Here is a 16,587-nt window from a genome sequence, read left to right on the forward strand (position 1 = left end):
GCCGATGGTAGTGTGGGGTTTCCCCATGTGAGAGTAGGTCATCGCCAAGCATTTATTTAGAGAAACCCCGGTTACTACGTAGCCGGGGTTTTTTGCGTCTGGGGCTTAGGGTTTAGGCCTTTGGACGTACCGCTACCTTTTAGCGGTTGCGTTATTGACGGCTAAGAGGAGTGTTATCTTGGTTTCTGTTATTCTTGTTGTACGCGAGTTTATTTATAATGTGACTAATAAATAATGGTGCTTAAGCATTCTGGTTTTTGTTTAAGTCTGGTCATTGTATTTGCCTATCCTAAGTGGTTTCTGTTTTATGTCTGAAGAATATATCTATCTTTTAATAATTTTATTATCAGTTATCTGCTTGTTTTTAATTGTGTTTATTAGACATAAATATCAGCAGATTAAGGCAGCTCAATCTGCGGTAAAAGAACAGGAGGAAAAGGTTGCCGAGCGATATGAGGAGCAGCGTGCTTATCTTATTGAGAGCATAAAGATACTTGCTAGGGCGTATGGGAATGATGAGCGGTTAACCTGCACAGAGGCATGTATGCGGCTATGTGCTCTGTTATCTTCATTATCACCTCCACTTTTAGAGAAACCTGAGTTAGTAGTGATTAGGGAGGTTCACCGTAAAACGGAACATATACCGATTAAAGACAAATGGAAAGCACTGTCAAAACAAGAGCGTTGGGGTTTTAGTAAAGAGATGGCTAAGGTGGAAGCGGAGCATGAGAGTGATCTCTTACTGGCTGTTGAGTATCTTGTTAATTATGACTTTAATTTAATCGTTAACTGATCGTGATAGAGTTTATTCTTGTTTTTTTTATTAGTTTGTTGGTTTTATTAGGTGTAGCACTGGCGCTTGCATTTGGTAAAGCGCCGACATACAGACCGAGTCGGCAAGAAATTTTAAGCCTGCTTGTGGATGTAATGGAGAAAAGTGCTTCTACTGAGCGTTGGGAAATGTTTCTCTCTTTACCTATTAATCATGACCCTGAGCTAGAAAACGTAAGGAAAGAGTGTTCGTTGCTTGTTTTTAGTAGAGAGGGTGAACTAACAGAAGGCATCAATGGAGCATTATTGAATAAAGCCACGATGGCTGAGCTTAGGGCTATCGCCGTCCGTTTGAACCGTATTGTAAAAGCTGAGCCTATATCTAAACTGTTTTAATGACTTGGCTCCTCATGTTTAATAATGCGCTTAATTTGCCATAAAGCTTTCCATATATCTCTATAATTATTCTTATGTAAAGCATCATGTAATCTATGGCCTGCTGCTTCCAATTCTGGTATTTCATATAGTCCTGCAAGGCCTAACAGTTGATGGCAGTGGCTCTTCATTAATTTCAAATTATTGCTTTGGAATCCAGACATTAGTCTTTCTATTTGTTTGTTTAGTTCCTCTGTTAGAAGCGCATTATCTATATTGTATTTTTCTAATTCTAAGGACTCTTTCGCAGGTGTTGTAGATTGGGGTGGTAAGCTCTTAGAGGCAAGGAATTTTTCGATGGTGTGACAGAGTTCATGATCATTAATAGGTTTGAGTAATACATGGTTAACACCCGCATTCATTAATTTCTGGTGTTCGCTAGTAATGACGTTTGCTGTCAGCGCGACAATAGGGACGGTGTTATTGACTAAACGTATCTGTCTTGTTGCTTCTATGCCATCCATGACCGGCATATGTACATCCATTAATATGAGGTCAGGATTGTATTTTGTTGTTTGCTGAATAGCTTGCTCACCGGTTATGGCTTCAATTACATTGACCTTTGATTGCTCTAATATTTTACGTACAAGCAAACGGTTAAAGTCATTATCTTCAGCAACCAATATAGTGCACTCATCTTGGACGCATAGTTCTTGGTTTTTCTCTTGCTCTAGTAATTTATGTGGTTCAGGGAAGAGCGCATTCAGTAGTAACTGGGTTCTCGGGGGCTTTCTAAGTTGTATCACTTTATGTGAGAGTGCCAGCGGGAGTGGATGACCACAGAGCAGTATTAACCTGCCATTAAAAGACTGTAGCAATGTTTGGATATTATCTAGACTCGCTTTTGAGACTTCTTTTGTATTTAGCCCCCAAATAATAGTGTCTTTATCCGATAGGTTGCGCAGTTTCAGCAGCTCTTCCTCACAAGTCACTTCTGTTATATCGGCATTTAATTGAGCGAGTTGTTGTTGAACTCCGCGTCTTACTAATGGCATTCTGTCGAAAAGTATAACTCTGCCTAGTTGATATGCGGGCGCATCTTGTTGATGAGGGCTGATCGTGAATGGGATAGTTAACCGGATGCTGGTACCTTTGCCCTCTTGGCTAGATAGCGTGATGTTACCTTTCATTAATTCCGTGAGTCGTTTTGAGATGACTAAGCCAAGACCAGACCCACCAAAACGTCTTGTAATAGATGTATCTGCCTGGCTAAAAGCTTGAAATAAACCATCAATACAATCGTTAGGTATGCCTACCCCGGTATCTTCAACTGTTATTTTAAGCTCTGTTTTAATGGTGTTGTTTTTGTTTTGCTCGACATGAATACATATATAGCCGCTGTCCGTGAATTTGACCGCGTTACTGACAAGGTTCGATATGATTTGTTTTAGTCTTACTGGATCGCCGATAAGGAGTTTGGGTGTTTCTGGAGCTATATCAATGACGAACTCAAGCCCTTTTTCATGGGCTGCTGCTGTTTGCATCTCTAAGACGTCAAGTATGCACGCTTCGAAATCAAAGGCTATTTGCTCTAGCTCTACGGCATTGGATTCTAGTTTGGAGTAATCCAGTATATCGTCAATTATTGATAGTAATAAACTGGATGTTAAGTTGATAATTCGAGTGTATTCTTGTTGCTCTAGGCTCAATTCGGTTTGATCTAGTAGACGCGCAAAGCCTGATACGGAAGTGAGCGGGGTTCGTAGCTCGTGACTCATACGGGCTAAAAATTCATCTTTAGCAATGTTTGCGCTGTCTGCATTTTTTCGTGCTTTATCTAGAGCTTGGTTTTGTTTTTCAAGGTGCACTAAGGTGGAACGTAGTCTTTTTGTTGCTTTATCAACCCTACTTTCTAAGGTTTGATTGGATTCCTGTACTCTTTGTGCAAGCCTGTTTATACCTTGTGCTAGGGAGCGCAGTTCCCCTGTGCTGGATAAGCTTGCTCGTGTTTCAAGGTGGCCGTGTTGTAACATTTCTATAACATGGGTAAGGCCGAGAATTGGGTTGGTTATACGCTGCCCAAATCGAGAAGCTATAAATACAGTGACTAATAAACCGATAAACGCCAGAATAATTCCTTTAATTAAAATTTCTAGCTGCCTTGCTTGTGTCGGTTTTTCGGACAGAATAATCACAACCCAGCCGATAAATTCGGGTTCTTGCTCTTCAATAAGAAAATCGGGTGTGTCAATTATATCAACCCCTGTCGCCACAACAGGGTGTAGGAAGTAGACTTGATTGTCTTTACGTAAGGGGTAACCGGCATTTTTATTTAACTGTGCGCCTTGTTTATTGCCTCTAACTAATGTTTCAAATGTAGGGGTAAGAAACACTATATCATCAACTTCATTGGTTTTAGTCGCAGATCTAATTAAGCCCTGTAATATTTCAGTGTTACCAACTAATAACCCAAATTCTGCAGATGTTGCCATCATCTGAGCCATTGTTTGGCCTTTATCAATCAAAGCACTTTGTGCGTCATCTAAGCGGGTATTGATAAAGTATCCCCCTAGTAAAAGGGTGATCATAGTTAACGGCAGAAGTGTGATAATTAAAACACGCTGCCTTATACCGAATGAATACCTTCTCATTTCTCAAGCTCTATCAATTGCTTGGTGAGTTCTTCTTCTGATGGGATCGTTAAGTGTAATGATTTCGCTGCTGTTGGATTGGTGGATACATGGAAATAGTGAGGATATGCGGGCTTTGGCAAGATACTTTTGTTGGCATTGTTATTAACTAACTCAGCGGTTTGTTTGCCTAAGTCTGCAGGTGATGAATACACAGCGGCTAAGGCCCCAGCTTCGACATATTTTTTGGAAAAGCCAATTAGAGGTACGTGTTGCTTAAAAGATATATATAAAATCCATTTCGCGGTTGTTCTATTAAAAACTGATTTATCAGGGAGCGATAAAAAAATATCAGCGCTTTTTATTAGTGGTTGTAATTTGTGTATGGGGTTATCTGTTTCTTGCAACGTTTCATATTTTAGTTCTAGCTGGTGCAAGTTGGTGGCTGCTTTTAGTAGGTCCAAGTCATTAGCTGAGTGAGGACCTAAAGCGGTTGCAATAGATTTAGCATCAGGGGTAATCAGTTTGGCTAAGGCTAATTGTCGAGAGTAGGGTTGGTCTAAGTATACGGCTGTAACCGTCCCCTTTTTTATCCGTGGGTGGTTTTTGTATTTGAGTAGTAGTGAATTGTAGGTTTGTCTTGGGATAAAGCTAATAATGAGATTCTTGTTGTCAGGAACCAGCTGAAATAGCTTATCACCGGCGTTTGCGCCTAATGCGATTACTTGTTGATAATTTTTATGGTCATAATTATTCAGTGAGAGCTCGCGTGCTGTAATCACTTTAGATGGGCTTTTTAGTTCAGATACTAGAGTATCAGCCACATCTTGATAGCTGGGAAGTTGCCGGCTTAGAACGATTAAATTATCGGCATTTGAGCAAGGGATAAAAAAAACACAAGACAAAACAAAGCCTATCAGTGGCGTGAACCATTGATGAAAGATGGGCTTTTGAGTATATCTATGGTTCATCTACAGTCCGTTGTAGTAAATAAAAAGTTATTAAAAGTCTAATTGAAGCTGGATATAGGCTCTGCGGTCAAAAATATTATATTCGTAAAAATCCTCATAAGGATCATCGAAAAGGTTCTGAACAATGAGACGTGTGTTTAACACGGTGTTTTTTAATCTAAATGAATCACTAAGTATTAAATCAGTTCGGCGATATTGCTCTCTGTGACTACCTTCAAGCCAATTTACTTTAGACATGTAGTATTGGGCCGCACTAATGGATAAGGTGTTAGTCGCTTTCCACTCCGTAAGTAGGGCTGCGGTATGCATCGGGGTTCTATCATCTAAAGAGTCTATATCTCTGCCGTAACCGCGGTCACGTTCTCCTTTTGTATTAATATAGCTATAGTTTGTTAGCACTGAGAAGTTGGGGTGAGGCTGGAGTTTGAATTGAAACTCTGCACCTATGTTTTTCCACTTTGCTGAGTTAGTTAACATTCGATAGCCATCATCAACGTCATCCACTCCTAATGCATTTATATAGTAGCTGTTAAATGCGTTATCGATCTTTTCAGTGAATACACGTATGTCTAAGAAGCTGCCGGTTTCTTTCCATTGATGAAAGTAGCCTAGTTCATAGGAAGTTAATTCTTCTGGCTCTAAATCAGGGTTGGGAATAGCAACTAGATCATAATACCCCCCACTATTATTAAGTAAGGCCGACAGGCCATTTTTTTCCAGTAAGGAGGGGGTTCTATAGGCTTTGGTGGCAGAGACACGTATGGTCGAACTGGGTGTTAGAGAATAATTTGCGGCAAGTCTGGGTGAAAAATGCGCAGCCGCAATGCTTGTTGATTCAAACATGCCTCCAGCGTTAAAGGCGAGTTGTTGAAGTGGTTTCCATTGTACATTGCCAAACAGACGCCATTTATCTTCGGTAACCGTTCCTTGATTCACGAGGAGTGTGTCACTTTTTGCTGATTCGCTTCTGTAGCCTAAGCCCCAAATAGTGGAAATATTAGAATTTGGATTGTAACGGTGCTCGAGCTCTAAGTCATAAAGGTGCATTGTTCCATGTTCACTACCTAGTGGTTGCTGTGTCCCTGCAATACTTCCCAAATTATTAATGTTTAAATTAATTAATTGTTGCGCACTTTGGATATCAATTTTTTCTATATGGGAAATAGCAGATGCTGCGCTGGTAAATTCTTCTTCTAAGTCTAGATAGTTATGAGTAAAGCGGATTCCTAACTCATTTTCAGCGTCTAGAATATGATTCCAGCGTATATGTTGGAAGTTAGACTCATGTTCACGTGGTGAAAAGTTATTATCTATATTGTCGGCTTGGCCTAAATAAATAAACCCGCTACTAACACCCATATTGAAATCTATAGTATCTGCAAAAGAGGGGGTGTATGTGCCTGATAAATTAACGACACGATTGAGGAAACCATCGTCATAAATATTGTAGCCATCGTTTTCTTCAAAATGAGTCGATAGCCTATATGCGATGGAATCAGAGGTTTCACTGTGCGAAAAACCGTATTGTTGACTGTTTAGTGCACCTTGGGTCGTGCTTAGCTTGTTGTTTTGATCTGATATTGGGCTCTTAGTTACTATATTAATCGCACCTAAAAAAGCATTAGAGCCATAAGCTGGGGCATTAGAGCCACGAACGACTTCAATATAATCTATATCTTGCACGGTTATACCGATGGTTTCCCAAGCAACAGTAGATAGCAGTGGTAGATAGACAGAATGCCCATTGATCATCACTTCCATGCGGCCTGGATGGTCATCAGACATGCCGTGATAGGTTGCAGCAGAGCGGTTAGCGGTTACATTGTAACTTTGCATACCTGGGACCATGCGCAGCACATCAGTAATCTTCAGTGCACCCATCGCACGTATATCTTTTTGCGACAATATAGTAATGGAGGCGGGAGCTTCAGTTAGTTTTTGAGTTTGTCTTGTTGCAGAAAAAACTTGCGGGATATCAATGAAGATATCCTCTTCTGTAAATTCAGGAAGTGGAGTGTTTTCTTTGGCCTCAGCTCCAGCTACTAAAATGAAAACAGGTAGTATAATGCTGAGTAGGTTTTTTACTGTCCACGTTTGAGTCATTGTTATTTTCTTTTGTCCCATAGAAGCCGTTATCAGGCACTCGATGTTTCATGGTGCCTAAATGCCTGTTTTGTTTTTATATTTTTCGGCCGACATAAATAATAATTATACCCATGATGATCGCTTCAAAGATAAAACCGTTGTTTTCTAGTATCCAAGCCATATATCTAATGTCTTTGCGAAGCCTGTAGTCAGGACATATTACCGTATAATCTATCTGAGAGTAACTTCTTGAAAGTATAAGATAGATAGGGGGTGTTTTCACTGTATTGAGTGTTATTGATGTGTTGGAAGCCTGAGAAATCTAGAACTCTCTGTTTTGAACATTCCCCGTCAATGACGACTAGATAGCAGTCTATATCGTCGTTAAATCGATATAAGGTTAGCGCACATTAGGCAATAATGAGCCTTTGTTTGCCTGTAAAGTATACAGACGTTGCTGTTTAGCTCACAGGTAATGCAAAGGCAAAAGAAGGCTAATCTAAGGATAATAAAGTTTGCAGCTTATCAGCAGTTGATCTCATATTGTCGATGTTTTTACGCATGGCGGCGAGACTCGTACGGGCATCAGGTGCATGTACTGCTAAACCGGCAATAACATTGTTACGTTGATCGAAAATTGGCACCGCTAATGCTACTAATCCGACAATATCTTCACCAATGTTCTCTGCATATCCCTGCTTTTTTATCTTATGACATTCGGCAAGTAGTAATTCGGGGTCGGTAATAGTTTTGGGTGTATAGGCCTCTAATGTCATATTCTGTAGAGTTGCGTTGAGTATCGATTCAGGAAGGTAAGCCAAGAGTAATTTACCAATAGCTGTGCAGTGAGACTTGACGCGACTCCCAGGATTGAGCTGTACCCGCAGAGGCCAGTCACATTCGACACGATCAATATAAATCACTTCATTTTGTTCGAGAATGCCAATGTTAACGGTTTCTTGGAAAGTGTCGCCCAGTTCTTTGAGCATCGCATGGGTTGAAAGTGATTGATTTAACGATACGATGGTCGAGATACCTAGTTGTCGCATACGGTGGCCTAAACGAAACTTTTCGGGGTGAACATCTCGCTCTAATAAACCTAAACCTTCTAGTTGTTTGATAATACGGTGAACAGATTGTTTTGGTAGGTTTACATCGCTCACGACGTCAGCTAAACGAAGGGGTTTTCTATGTTGCCCAAAACACTCTAATACAGTAAACGCACGGTCAATAGCAGAGCTCAAGTGAATACCCTCTTTATAGACATAACTTATAACAGATGAATAATAAATTGAATTAGCTGACCTGTTGCCAGTAACCCAGATATTAACATTAAAACTAAAGTGCAAAAACGGAATTGTGTTGCATTTAAACGGTTGAATAATTTCTGCCCAATATACATTCCACTAAACATGGCAATACAAAGCACGGCCAATGTTTTGATATTAAGCAAGAGTGCGGGCACTTGAGTTAACATGGGAATGAGGGCCAAGGTGCCAGCAAAAAGAAAAAATACAGACATAATTTGTCTTTTTTGACGTTTTTCTAAGGTTGTATCGGCATGGAGTACCGCTAATATAGGGGGGCCAGAAACGCCTGCTAAGCCATGCATAAAGCCGGAAATAAAACCAACGGTTACCCATTGTTTAACTGATAAAGTGGCATTAAAGGACACGCCTTTTGCGATTAAAAATAAAGCGCAAAAGATACACAGTGTCACTATAAGCTGAACCGCAATCGGGGGCGTGATGATTAAAAAAGCGACCCCTGGTAATAAACCAGTTAATGAAAAGAGTAAAAGTTTCATAGCATAATCCCACTCTTTCTTCGTCAGGTTAGAAAATGCAATGGGTATAGCGCTAGCTGTTTGAAACAACATAGTTATAGCAACTGCGCTAACGGGTTCTAAAAAAAACGACAGAATAGGTATTGCAATAAGTGCAAAGCCAAACCCTGTTGCCGTTCTGACGATAGAGGCAAGAAAGATAGTCGCAGCTAATAGAATGATCAAACTGTCAAACATGTTGACCTTTCGTTTCTGCTTGCGTCGCAGTTATGCACGGAAGGAGCTGTGCAGCGGCGGCTAACAAATGCTGATCTTGGCCTCTTTTGGCAATGAGCTGTACGTTTGTTGGGAAGCCTTGCTCAAAACCAATAGGTAAGTTAATTGCTGGCATACCAAGTAGCGTCCAAAGCCGTTGGGTATCACGGGAACCTGTACCATCGCCTAACTTGGGAGGTAGGCCGGTTACCGACGGGAACACAATAATGTCATGATCGTTTAGCCACGTATCAACTAGCGTTTCCATCTGTGTCCGTGCCTTTAAACTTTGTTGATAGGCTTGTTTTGTAATGCCTTTTCCTTTTGTTAAAAAGCTTTGCAGGTATTCGCTAGTATCCTTGTTATTGAGCAGCGTATCTCCCCAATGCTGATACATTTCGTAGCATAAAATAGAGTGGGTCACTTGTTCCTCTTGTGAAGTAATGGATTGGTCAAGGGAGACTTCGCAGTACTCTATAGCTTGGCTTTTTAGTTGTTTTTTGATGTGTGTTATACGTGCTTGCCAGGCATATTCATCGTCCATAGCAAACCAAGGTTTTAAAAGTAGCACTTTAAAGGGTAGTGCTTTTTTGTCGGTGAATGTGTTGGGATAAAGCTGATTCAGAGTGGTAGTTAAACGATCTAGTGAGTCGGCAAAATAACCGAGATGATCAAGGGTCGTACTAAGGTTGAGAACGCCAGTTAATGAACCAATACTCTTGCTGGGCTTAAAGCCAACGGCACCACAGTAAGCCGCTGGGCGGATAATAGAACCAATGGTTTGCGTACCTAAAGCGAAGGGGAGTAGTCCCGCGCCTACGGCTGCTGCTGAGCCACTGGATGAGCCGCCGGGTGTATGGCCACTGTGCCATGGGTTAACGGTACTGGTTTCTTTGGCGATGGCCATTTCAGTTGAACGGGTAATACCAACTAATTGTGCACCGAGTTGCTGTAGTTGTTGCACAATGTCAGCATCGTGCATGGGGATGCGTCCGGTAAATGCCTGACAACCTAAGTTACACACATAGCCTTGCGCGTCGATAACTTCTTTTACCGCAAAGCACATGCCTTTTAAGGGTAATGTGGAGAGCGCATTATGAGTGGGTGCTTCACTTAATGCGACAGGTTGGGTTTCGATGGTTGAAAATGCATCGATAGAAGATGACTGGATTCGGTTAATAACCGCTTGAGTGTACTGTTTAATCCCTATTTCTGAATCATTGTTTACTTCTAATGGTTGGCAAGTCGCAGATGACGCATCATTCGGATTAAATAAATGATTATTAGTATGTGACATAGTGAATTAATCCGCCGTAAGTGATTTTGGTTTAGCACCGTAATTTTTAGCTATTTCGTCGGTGAGTTGACTTAAAATTTGAGCTTCTAACTCTCTAAACTCTAATGACTTTTTATCTCGCGGATACGGCAGCTTAATCTCAATATCTAATTTTATTTTTCCCGGACGGTTAGTGATAACTACAATACGGTTAGCTAGAACTAAGGCTTCTTGGACTGAGTGGGTAATTAAGACGACGGTTTTTTCGTATTCTTTCCATATAGCTAATAGCTCGTCTTGCAGCATGCTTCGTGTTAATGCATCTAGCGCGCCAAAGGGCTCATCCATTAAAATAATAGAGGGGTTAGTGCAAAATACGCGAGCTAAAGCGACGCGCTGCTTCATGCCGCCCGATAACGCCATAATGCTGGCATTGGCAAATTCCTGTAGACCGACTAATTCTAAAAAAGAGTGAACAATTTTTTTGCGCTCTTCGGCAGGAACTTGCATTTGTTTTAAGCCGAACTCAACATTTTCACTCACGCTCAACCAAGGGAAAAGCGCATATTGCTGGAAGACCATGCCGCGATCGATACTGGGTTGGGTGATTTTCTCGCCGTCAACCCAAACACTTCCAGCGGTTGCGCTTTCAAAGCCTGCAATAATATTGAGTAGGGTGCTTTTACCGCAGCCTGATGGGCCGATAACCGCAACAAACTCGCCTGCTTTAATATCTAAGTTAACGGGTTTTAGTGCCTCTATACCTTCACCTTCGGCGTTATAAAACATTTTGCTAACATTCTGAATTAAAATGCCTTTACTGCTGCTTTTTTGTGCGATTTGATTGTTACTCATGACTGCCCCCAGTTTACTTTTTTACCAATGAGTCGAAAGATTGAATCGATAAGTACACCTAAGACACCAATCACGACCATGCCTGCAAGGACTAAATCTGAGCGCAAAATTTCCATACCATCCGAAATCAAAAAGCCTAAGCCGTTTTGTGCGGCAACCAGTTCAGCGGCAATAATAGCGGCCCAACCTGTGCCAAATGCGATACGCATACCTACTAAAATGGTTGGCATCGCTGCGGGTAAAATAACCTTGATAAATAACTTAAACGAACTATCGCAGCCTAATATTTTCCCTGCTCGGATCATGACCGGGTCGACTGCTTTTACGCCTGATACGGTGTTCAGTAACATAGGGAAAAAGGTCGCAACAAAAATGATAAATATTTTTCCTGATTCGCCAATACCAAACCATAAAATGGCTAATGGTATCCAAGCTAACGGAGATATAGGTCGAAAGAGCTCGACGACTGGGTCAAATACTTTTTCAAAGCGTGCGTTGGTACCTTGTATAAGGCCAAGAGGAATAGCGATGAGTGCAGCTAAACACCAAGCGGATACCACACGCGATAAACTAGCGCTGATATGAATAAACAGTTCACCCGACTGAATCAGCTCCCATAAGGTATTAGCTGTTTTAAAAGGGCTGGGTAAAATCGCCGGGCTAGGTTGTAGCAGGAAAACGACTATTTGCCATACAGTAATAATAGCTAAGCCCGCGATGAAGTAGGGTAAAGCACCCTGTAATGGTTTAATGCGTTTGAGCATGGATCTTCTCCGTAAATGAATGTGCTGGCGAGAGGTCTCTAGTTACACCGTGGCGTAACCGGAGACCTAGATTGGCCATTACTTCATCGCATTCTTTGCAAAGGTTTCATTGAATTTTGGAGTATCATTTGCTTCTAAAATACCGGCGTTTTGTAAGAACGTAGTAAATTTTTCAACGGTTGATGCATCAGGGCTGATGTCTGTGCTGTAAACTGATATCTGCTGATTAATAGAAAACGAGATGACGTCTTTCGGGAAACCAATCTCTTTTTGCCAGTAGTCTATAGCGGTTTCGGGCTCGCTTTTGATCAACTCAATGGCTTGGACTATAGAGCTCATCAAGTCTTGTACTAACTCGGGGTTATTGTCGATAAAGTCTGTGCGGCCGTAAAAACCATTACCAATGTAATGATCTGATTTTAAAGGTAATATTTCTTCTGCTTTAATTAGTACTTTAGCTTCACCTGAAGCCAGAGCTTTTGATACATGCGGATCCCAAGTGATACCTGCATCTACATCCTTTTGTGTCACTAGTTGACCGACATTAGACCCTTTGGTTTTGAATAGCTCTATATCGTTAATGTCTAAGCCAGCATCGCTGAGTGCCTTGATCAAAAGAGGGAACTGCTGTGAACCCTTACCAGGGTAAGCTACTTTTTTACCTTTTAGGTCGGCAACGCTAGTAATGGTAGAATCTGAAGGAACAAGGATGGCTGTTTGCTCAAGAATGGTAATTGCCAACAATTGTGCAGGCAATCTCGCTGAGGCAATAATCGCTGGCCCCATACCGGCAGAAGCTAAGTCAATTGCGCCAGTCGCAAGTGCTTGGTTTTCAGGCGCACCATACGAAAAGCTATGAAACACAAAATTCACGTCATACTTTTCTTCGATAGGTTGTAAGTAGCCTGCAGCTTTAGCAATATAAATTGGTTGGGTAGCAGGTTGAACGCCAATGTTTACGTCGGTAGTGGCTTGAGCCATTGTTGAAGCGAGCAAGCTGGCTGCAACAAATAACCCTCGTTTGTGTCTGATAATGCTTAATAACTTCATAGTGACCTCATTTTTTGGGACGTGGTGTCACTTTTTATGAATGCATGCTTTGGGCCAGTTTGTTCAAAAAACAAACAATCCTTTTTATATCAATGGGTTATAATTTTATTTTATTTTTGGGTGTTTTTCATTTGGAGCGTTTTTGTTTGTTGATCGAGCAGTCGCGGTCAAGGGAGCACTTTAAAAGAGCACGCGCGCACCGTTTTGAGTTGAGGTGCCATAGGTAATGACAGAAAAAGGTAAACCGACTGAGTGGCTAGCCTGTGTAGTCTCAATGGCTACAAATATGCGTTTTTGAAAAGAGAAAAGTCATGTTAGGGAAGTTGCAAATAATTTGAACCACCCGCTTTAAATATCTGAAAAGCAGAATTTAGATACAAAAAAGCCTCGTCATAACGAGGCTTCTAAGTAATGGTACCAGCGGCCGGACTCGAACCGGCACGTCCTTGCGGGCAAGGGATTTTGAATCAATCTTAACCTTCTGTATGTGAAGGGATTCTGTTGGATTTTCTGTGATTTATTTTCCCCTATAAATGCTCTTTCTAGGATTTAAATTGAGCTTCTTGTAGATACTTGAGACCAAGATCCGCACAGGCTTAATTCGACCAAGAGTCATCAGTTAGGATTAAAGATTCTAGTTCTGTCATTACAGTCTTAGTTATCAGCTGATCCTGCTCAGAAAGATTTGGTCCTGATGAGAGTCGCTGTAGCGCGTTTAGCCATTCGCCGGTTTCAATTATTGAATCCCCATATGCTGGGAAGTAATAGTCATCATATTCGTCACAATCGACGATCATGTACTCTTTTTCATCGGAGAAATATGTCTTCGGATTTTCTACAGACAGTAAAACCGATTTCACCTCATCAAAGTTTGATTCAGTAACATCAGCTTGGGTAGCTGCTTTAAGGGCTAGATAGCGCCAGAACTTCTCTGAGAGATTATTCGCACTTATACCCAATGGGCTTAGGGATAAGTCTTTAGGAGCCTCTATTTTGGATTGGGGAGCTATAAGTAATGATTGTTGGCTTATTGCTAAGCAATCATCGAATTGATTCCTGCAGTATGCGTGGTCGTAAGACTTGCGAAGAAGGTTCAGTTTGATCAATGAGTAACGTTCATCGTTCTCTTTTTTGACCTTATCTTCCAGGCTATCCAATCTTTGTTGCAGTGAATGAGAACCATCGCTAGATAGATGAGTTACGAAAGCTGAGAACAAATAGTAGTTGTGCTGAATTTGTAATATATCGGAGCTTCTTGCGTATTCTAAGTTTTTTAAAAACTGTTCTTTAGATTCTTGGTATCCATCTAGATTCAATGCATATCTAATATGGAGAAGCTTGAGCTTCAAGTGAAGGCCGTCAACACCACTATGGCGTGAGTATTTGTCGGTATCAATATCTTCACAGATTAGCTTTGCTGCCTGGACCTCGATGTCAGTCAGACCGTGAGCTGGGTATGCTGAAAGGTCTGTGCGTAGGTGGCTGCTAGATTGACTCTCTTTATATTCGAATTCTGGGCTCAGTCCATTAATTTCGTGGAGCTTTGCATGATCTACCTGGAAACAGTAGTTGTTATACGGTGTGAGAAGAGTGAAGAGCCAATCAATACATCCGTTTCTAATTTGCTTTCTCGCTTCTGGCTGTTTGTATTTGTCGATCCTTGAATCATGATCTTCAGGCCAATATAGAAATGCAGGAAAAATTAAGCTCCTTTCATTCGTTTTCGCCTTATGGAATTTGTCGAATGCATCTTCTTGCATCTCTTCAGCCCAGCGTTCGTGAGATGAGAGTGGTTCAGCATTTTCTCGTTCTAGTGAGTATTGAAGTTGCTCACGACTAGCTTCCGACTGAAGACGATGCATATCTAGTACTTGCAGCATCCAAGCTTCTGAACTTGTTGGATCACTTGATGTAATTTCTTTGGCTAATTTATTAGCTTGATCATGAAGCCCTAAGTTATATAGAGCCCAAGCTTTTTCCGTCAGTTGTTTAGAGTCGAGTTTTGAATTACGGCCATCTTCTTCAATGCGTTCGAGTAGTTTTACAGCCCTTAAAGCATAAGGTGATGAGGAGGGGTAATAGCTGTTTGATATAGAGGGTGATAATTCATCCTCTAACGCGGCTGACTGTAAATCAAAGCCTGACTCCAATAGATCCTGCAGAGAATCTATACGATTGAGCCAGTACCCATATGCTTTGAATTTAGCATCTAACTTTGATTTTTCTTGAATTAACCTTTCATTGACGAATCGTTTTGAAATTTCACCTTTGACTATCTTTTCGACTTCTTCCTGGCTTCCAAGAACCACGTCAAGTGCAAGAACGTTTTTGATTAGATTGTCACACTCTGATGAGCGTTTAAAAGTGATTCCTTTCGATGGCTCTAGATGATCTTTGAATATGCCTGTTTTAGCATATTTCGTTAGTAAACTTCTTTGTTCATCATGTCCAAACAAGCGTTGAAGTGTATCTAATACACCGTTGGTTTTACGTTTGTTAGCCATTACTTAATCCTTTTTAATAAGGGCCCAGAGAGTTGCTGGGCCCTTGCTGTGCTAAGAGTCCTTTCGGCTTGATTTGTATGTTGGGTGCTCTGGGTTAAGCTGTCTAGAACGATCATCAACGCGGTGTTTATACGCCGGGCTTTTTGGATTAAAGGCGTTTGAACGTTGATCATTCGCAGTCTGCTTACTTGATTTCTTACTCATGCTTAATCCTCCTTTATTTGATAAGCATGAGGAGTATGTAAGTGCACTCAGTGCATAAAAGTGTTTTTGTAAAATTATTTTATCGGTTCAGGGTTTAGTCGATTTACAGCTAAATAATCGGTTAGCAGTTTCTCTTCCAATGCAGATTTGTTGTTCACTATGTTGGTCCATGGGTCACATGGTTTACGACGGAATTTGCTTAGTTCGGCAAAGCAAATGTTGCCGCTTTCAAATGAACGAATATGCTTAACGTGAGCATAGGCTCCACGTAGTTGGAAATCGCGTTCATCAGCGAGTTGTAAGATAGCTCTTAGATGAGTTCTAGCTTTTTGATAATCCCAGCACAGTACCTCAGTAAAGTGGTACGTGTCGAAATCTATACCATCACGTTCATGTGAGACTCTGAAGGCTAAAGCGATTGGGAAATAGGTGGTGTGGGCTTCAAATACTGTCAGGTCAACGTTAACAGGGAGTATTAGGTGAAGGAATCTGAAGCGAGTATCAGATTCTATTAGCTGAATCGCGTTAAGTTGTTCCTGAATGTCTTCAATGGGAGAACCATAAGATCCAATATCATTGGAGATTGAAGTCTTATCACCTTCCAACCATTTTCTGTTTACATTGAAGGTTTGTGATACTCCGTCGATGAAATTAGCGGTTATTAAAGACTTTGCATTTGAAATGGATGAGAAGCTAGTAGGGGTGAGATCGTAGTGAGGGAATATTCTGCAGATCTGAGTTCGACTAATATCATGAGCTTCACCGAGCCTGATGATACGTCGGACAAGACGGCTCTCTGGCTGAATAAAATCTAACCCCAGTTGAAGTAATGAAGATATTCCTCGAATAAGCCCACTAGAAGGCATCCATTCCATGTCTTTCTGTTCCTTGATTGTTAGCTATTCATCACGATACTAAACCAAGCGTGTATTTATGATAAGAGGGGGGGCTCGACAGCGAATGAAGTCCAGCTCACCGCCCCTCCAACCGGTAACAGCAAGTAAGGCGATTATTCCGTCGATTTGCTTATTCGGATAGTAGCGATAACAGCTTTTAGCTCT

14 protein-coding genes are annotated in these 16,587 nt (G+C 41.2%); 2 read left to right on the forward strand and 12 right to left on the reverse strand.

Going from position 1 to position 16,587, the window contains the following annotated elements; all coding sequences use genetic code 11:
- Window positions 1–307: 307 nt before the first annotated feature.
- Together Q4486_RS09940 and Q4486_RS09945 are read left to right on the forward strand one after the other, a co-directional pair.
- Window positions 308–793: a DUF2489 domain-containing protein gene (locus Q4486_RS09940; protein ID WP_303418788.1), complete on the forward strand. Its 486-nt coding sequence runs from the start codon at window positions 308–310 to the stop codon at window positions 791–793.
- Between the two features lie 2 nt (window positions 794–795).
- Window positions 796–1,167 (forward strand): hypothetical protein, encoded by a 372-nt coding sequence (locus Q4486_RS09945; protein ID WP_303519282.1) that lies wholly within the window; start codon window positions 796–798, stop codon window positions 1,165–1,167.
- Here Q4486_RS09945 and Q4486_RS09950 read toward each other — a convergent pair.
- From Q4486_RS09950 to Q4486_RS10005, 12 genes are all read right to left on the reverse strand, one after another.
- Window positions 1,164–3,797 (reverse strand): ATP-binding protein, encoded by a 2,634-nt coding sequence (locus tag Q4486_RS09950; protein WP_303519284.1) that lies wholly within the window; start codon window positions 3,795–3,797, stop codon window positions 1,164–1,166. The genes Q4486_RS09945 and Q4486_RS09950 overlap by 4 nt on opposite strands.
- Window positions 3,794–4,747, reverse strand: a complete 954-nt coding sequence (locus Q4486_RS09955) for an ABC transporter substrate-binding protein (RefSeq protein WP_303418780.1) — start codon at window positions 4,745–4,747, stop codon at window positions 3,794–3,796. Before Q4486_RS09955 ends, Q4486_RS09950 begins: the two co-directional genes overlap by 4 nt.
- Before the next feature lie 30 nt (window positions 4,748–4,777).
- Window positions 4,778–6,850: a TonB-dependent siderophore receptor gene (locus Q4486_RS09960; protein ID WP_303519285.1), complete on the reverse strand. Its 2,073-nt coding sequence runs from the start codon at window positions 6,848–6,850 to the stop codon at window positions 4,778–4,780.
- 476 nt (window positions 6,851–7,326) lie between these two features.
- Complete coding sequence (locus tag Q4486_RS09965; protein ID WP_303519286.1) at window positions 7,327–8,076, reverse strand: IclR family transcriptional regulator; 750 nt, start codon at window positions 8,074–8,076, stop codon at window positions 7,327–7,329.
- Between the two features lie 26 nt (window positions 8,077–8,102).
- Window positions 8,103–8,855, reverse strand: coding sequence for a sulfite exporter TauE/SafE family protein (locus Q4486_RS09970; RefSeq protein ID WP_303519287.1), 753 nt, complete (start codon window positions 8,853–8,855; stop codon window positions 8,103–8,105).
- A complete protein-coding gene (locus Q4486_RS09975) occupies window positions 8,848–10,170 on the reverse strand; it encodes an amidase (RefSeq protein ID WP_303519288.1) in 1,323 nt (440 codons plus the stop codon). Before Q4486_RS09975 ends, Q4486_RS09970 begins: the two co-directional genes overlap by 8 nt.
- A 6-nt stretch (window positions 10,171–10,176) precedes the next feature.
- Entirely contained in the window at window positions 10,177–11,004 is an 828-nt protein-coding gene (locus Q4486_RS09980; protein ID WP_303418768.1) for an ABC transporter ATP-binding protein, read from the reverse strand.
- Complete coding sequence (locus Q4486_RS09985; protein ID WP_303418766.1) at window positions 11,001–11,768, reverse strand: ABC transporter permease; 768 nt, start codon at window positions 11,766–11,768, stop codon at window positions 11,001–11,003. The genes Q4486_RS09980 and Q4486_RS09985 overlap by 4 nt, the downstream gene beginning before the upstream one ends.
- Window positions 11,769–11,846: 78 nt before the next feature.
- Window positions 11,847–12,818 carry an ABC transporter substrate-binding protein gene (locus Q4486_RS09990; protein WP_303519289.1) on the reverse strand — a complete coding sequence of 324 codons (972 nt, stop codon included), beginning with the start codon at window positions 12,816–12,818 and terminating at the stop codon, window positions 11,847–11,849.
- Between the two features lie 596 nt (window positions 12,819–13,414).
- Window positions 13,415–15,322, reverse strand: a complete 1,908-nt coding sequence (locus tag Q4486_RS09995) for a hypothetical protein (RefSeq protein ID WP_303519290.1) — start codon at window positions 15,320–15,322, stop codon at window positions 13,415–13,417.
- Between the two features lie 51 nt (window positions 15,323–15,373).
- Window positions 15,374–15,526 (reverse strand): hypothetical protein, encoded by a 153-nt coding sequence (locus Q4486_RS10000; RefSeq protein ID WP_303519292.1) that lies wholly within the window; start codon window positions 15,524–15,526, stop codon window positions 15,374–15,376.
- A 74-nt stretch (window positions 15,527–15,600) separates the two neighbouring features.
- Window positions 15,601–16,401: a hypothetical protein gene (locus Q4486_RS10005; RefSeq protein WP_303519293.1), complete on the reverse strand. Its 801-nt coding sequence runs from the start codon at window positions 16,399–16,401 to the stop codon at window positions 15,601–15,603.
- Between the last annotated feature and the right edge of the window lie 186 nt (window positions 16,402–16,587).

The sequence above is a fragment of the Neptuniibacter sp. 2_MG-2023 genome, from assembly GCF_030547495.1.
In the GTDB taxonomy this organism is placed as follows: Bacteria; Pseudomonadota; Gammaproteobacteria; order Pseudomonadales; family Balneatricaceae; genus Neptuniibacter.

Excerpts from the sequence above, each read along its gene's own strand:
- Q4486_RS09940 (WP_303418788.1), top strand. The coding sequence starts at position 308 with ATGTCTGAAGAATATATCTATCTTTTAATAATTTTATTATCAGTTATC.
- Q4486_RS09950 (WP_303519284.1), bottom strand. The coding sequence starts at position 3,797 with ATGAGAAGGTATTCATTCGGTATAAGGCAGCGTGTTTTAATTATCACA.
- Q4486_RS09955 (WP_303418780.1), bottom strand. The coding sequence starts at position 4,747 with ATGAACCATAGATATACTCAAAAGCCCATCTTTCATCAATGGTTCACG.
- Q4486_RS09960 (WP_303519285.1), bottom strand. The coding sequence starts at position 6,850 with ATGACTCAAACGTGGACAGTAAAAAACCTACTCAGCATTATACTACCT.
- Q4486_RS09970 (WP_303519287.1), bottom strand. The coding sequence starts at position 8,855 with ATGTTTGACAGTTTGATCATTCTATTAGCTGCGACTATCTTTCTTGCC.
- Q4486_RS09975 (WP_303519288.1), bottom strand. The coding sequence starts at position 10,170 with ATGTCACATACTAATAATCATTTATTTAATCCGAATGATGCGTCATCT.
- Q4486_RS09980 (WP_303418768.1), bottom strand. The coding sequence starts at position 11,004 with ATGAGTAACAATCAAATCGCACAAAAAAGCAGCAGTAAAGGCATTTTA.
- Q4486_RS09985 (WP_303418766.1), bottom strand. The coding sequence starts at position 11,768 with ATGCTCAAACGCATTAAACCATTACAGGGTGCTTTACCCTACTTCATC.
- Q4486_RS09990 (WP_303519289.1), bottom strand. The coding sequence starts at position 12,818 with ATGAAGTTATTAAGCATTATCAGACACAAACGAGGGTTATTTGTTGCA.
- Q4486_RS09995 (WP_303519290.1), bottom strand. The coding sequence starts at position 15,322 with ATGGCTAACAAACGTAAAACCAACGGTGTATTAGATACACTTCAACGC.
- Q4486_RS10000 (WP_303519292.1), bottom strand. The coding sequence starts at position 15,526 with ATGAGTAAGAAATCAAGTAAGCAGACTGCGAATGATCAACGTTCAAAC.
- Q4486_RS10005 (WP_303519293.1), bottom strand. The coding sequence starts at position 16,401 with ATGGAATGGATGCCTTCTAGTGGGCTTATTCGAGGAATATCTTCATTA.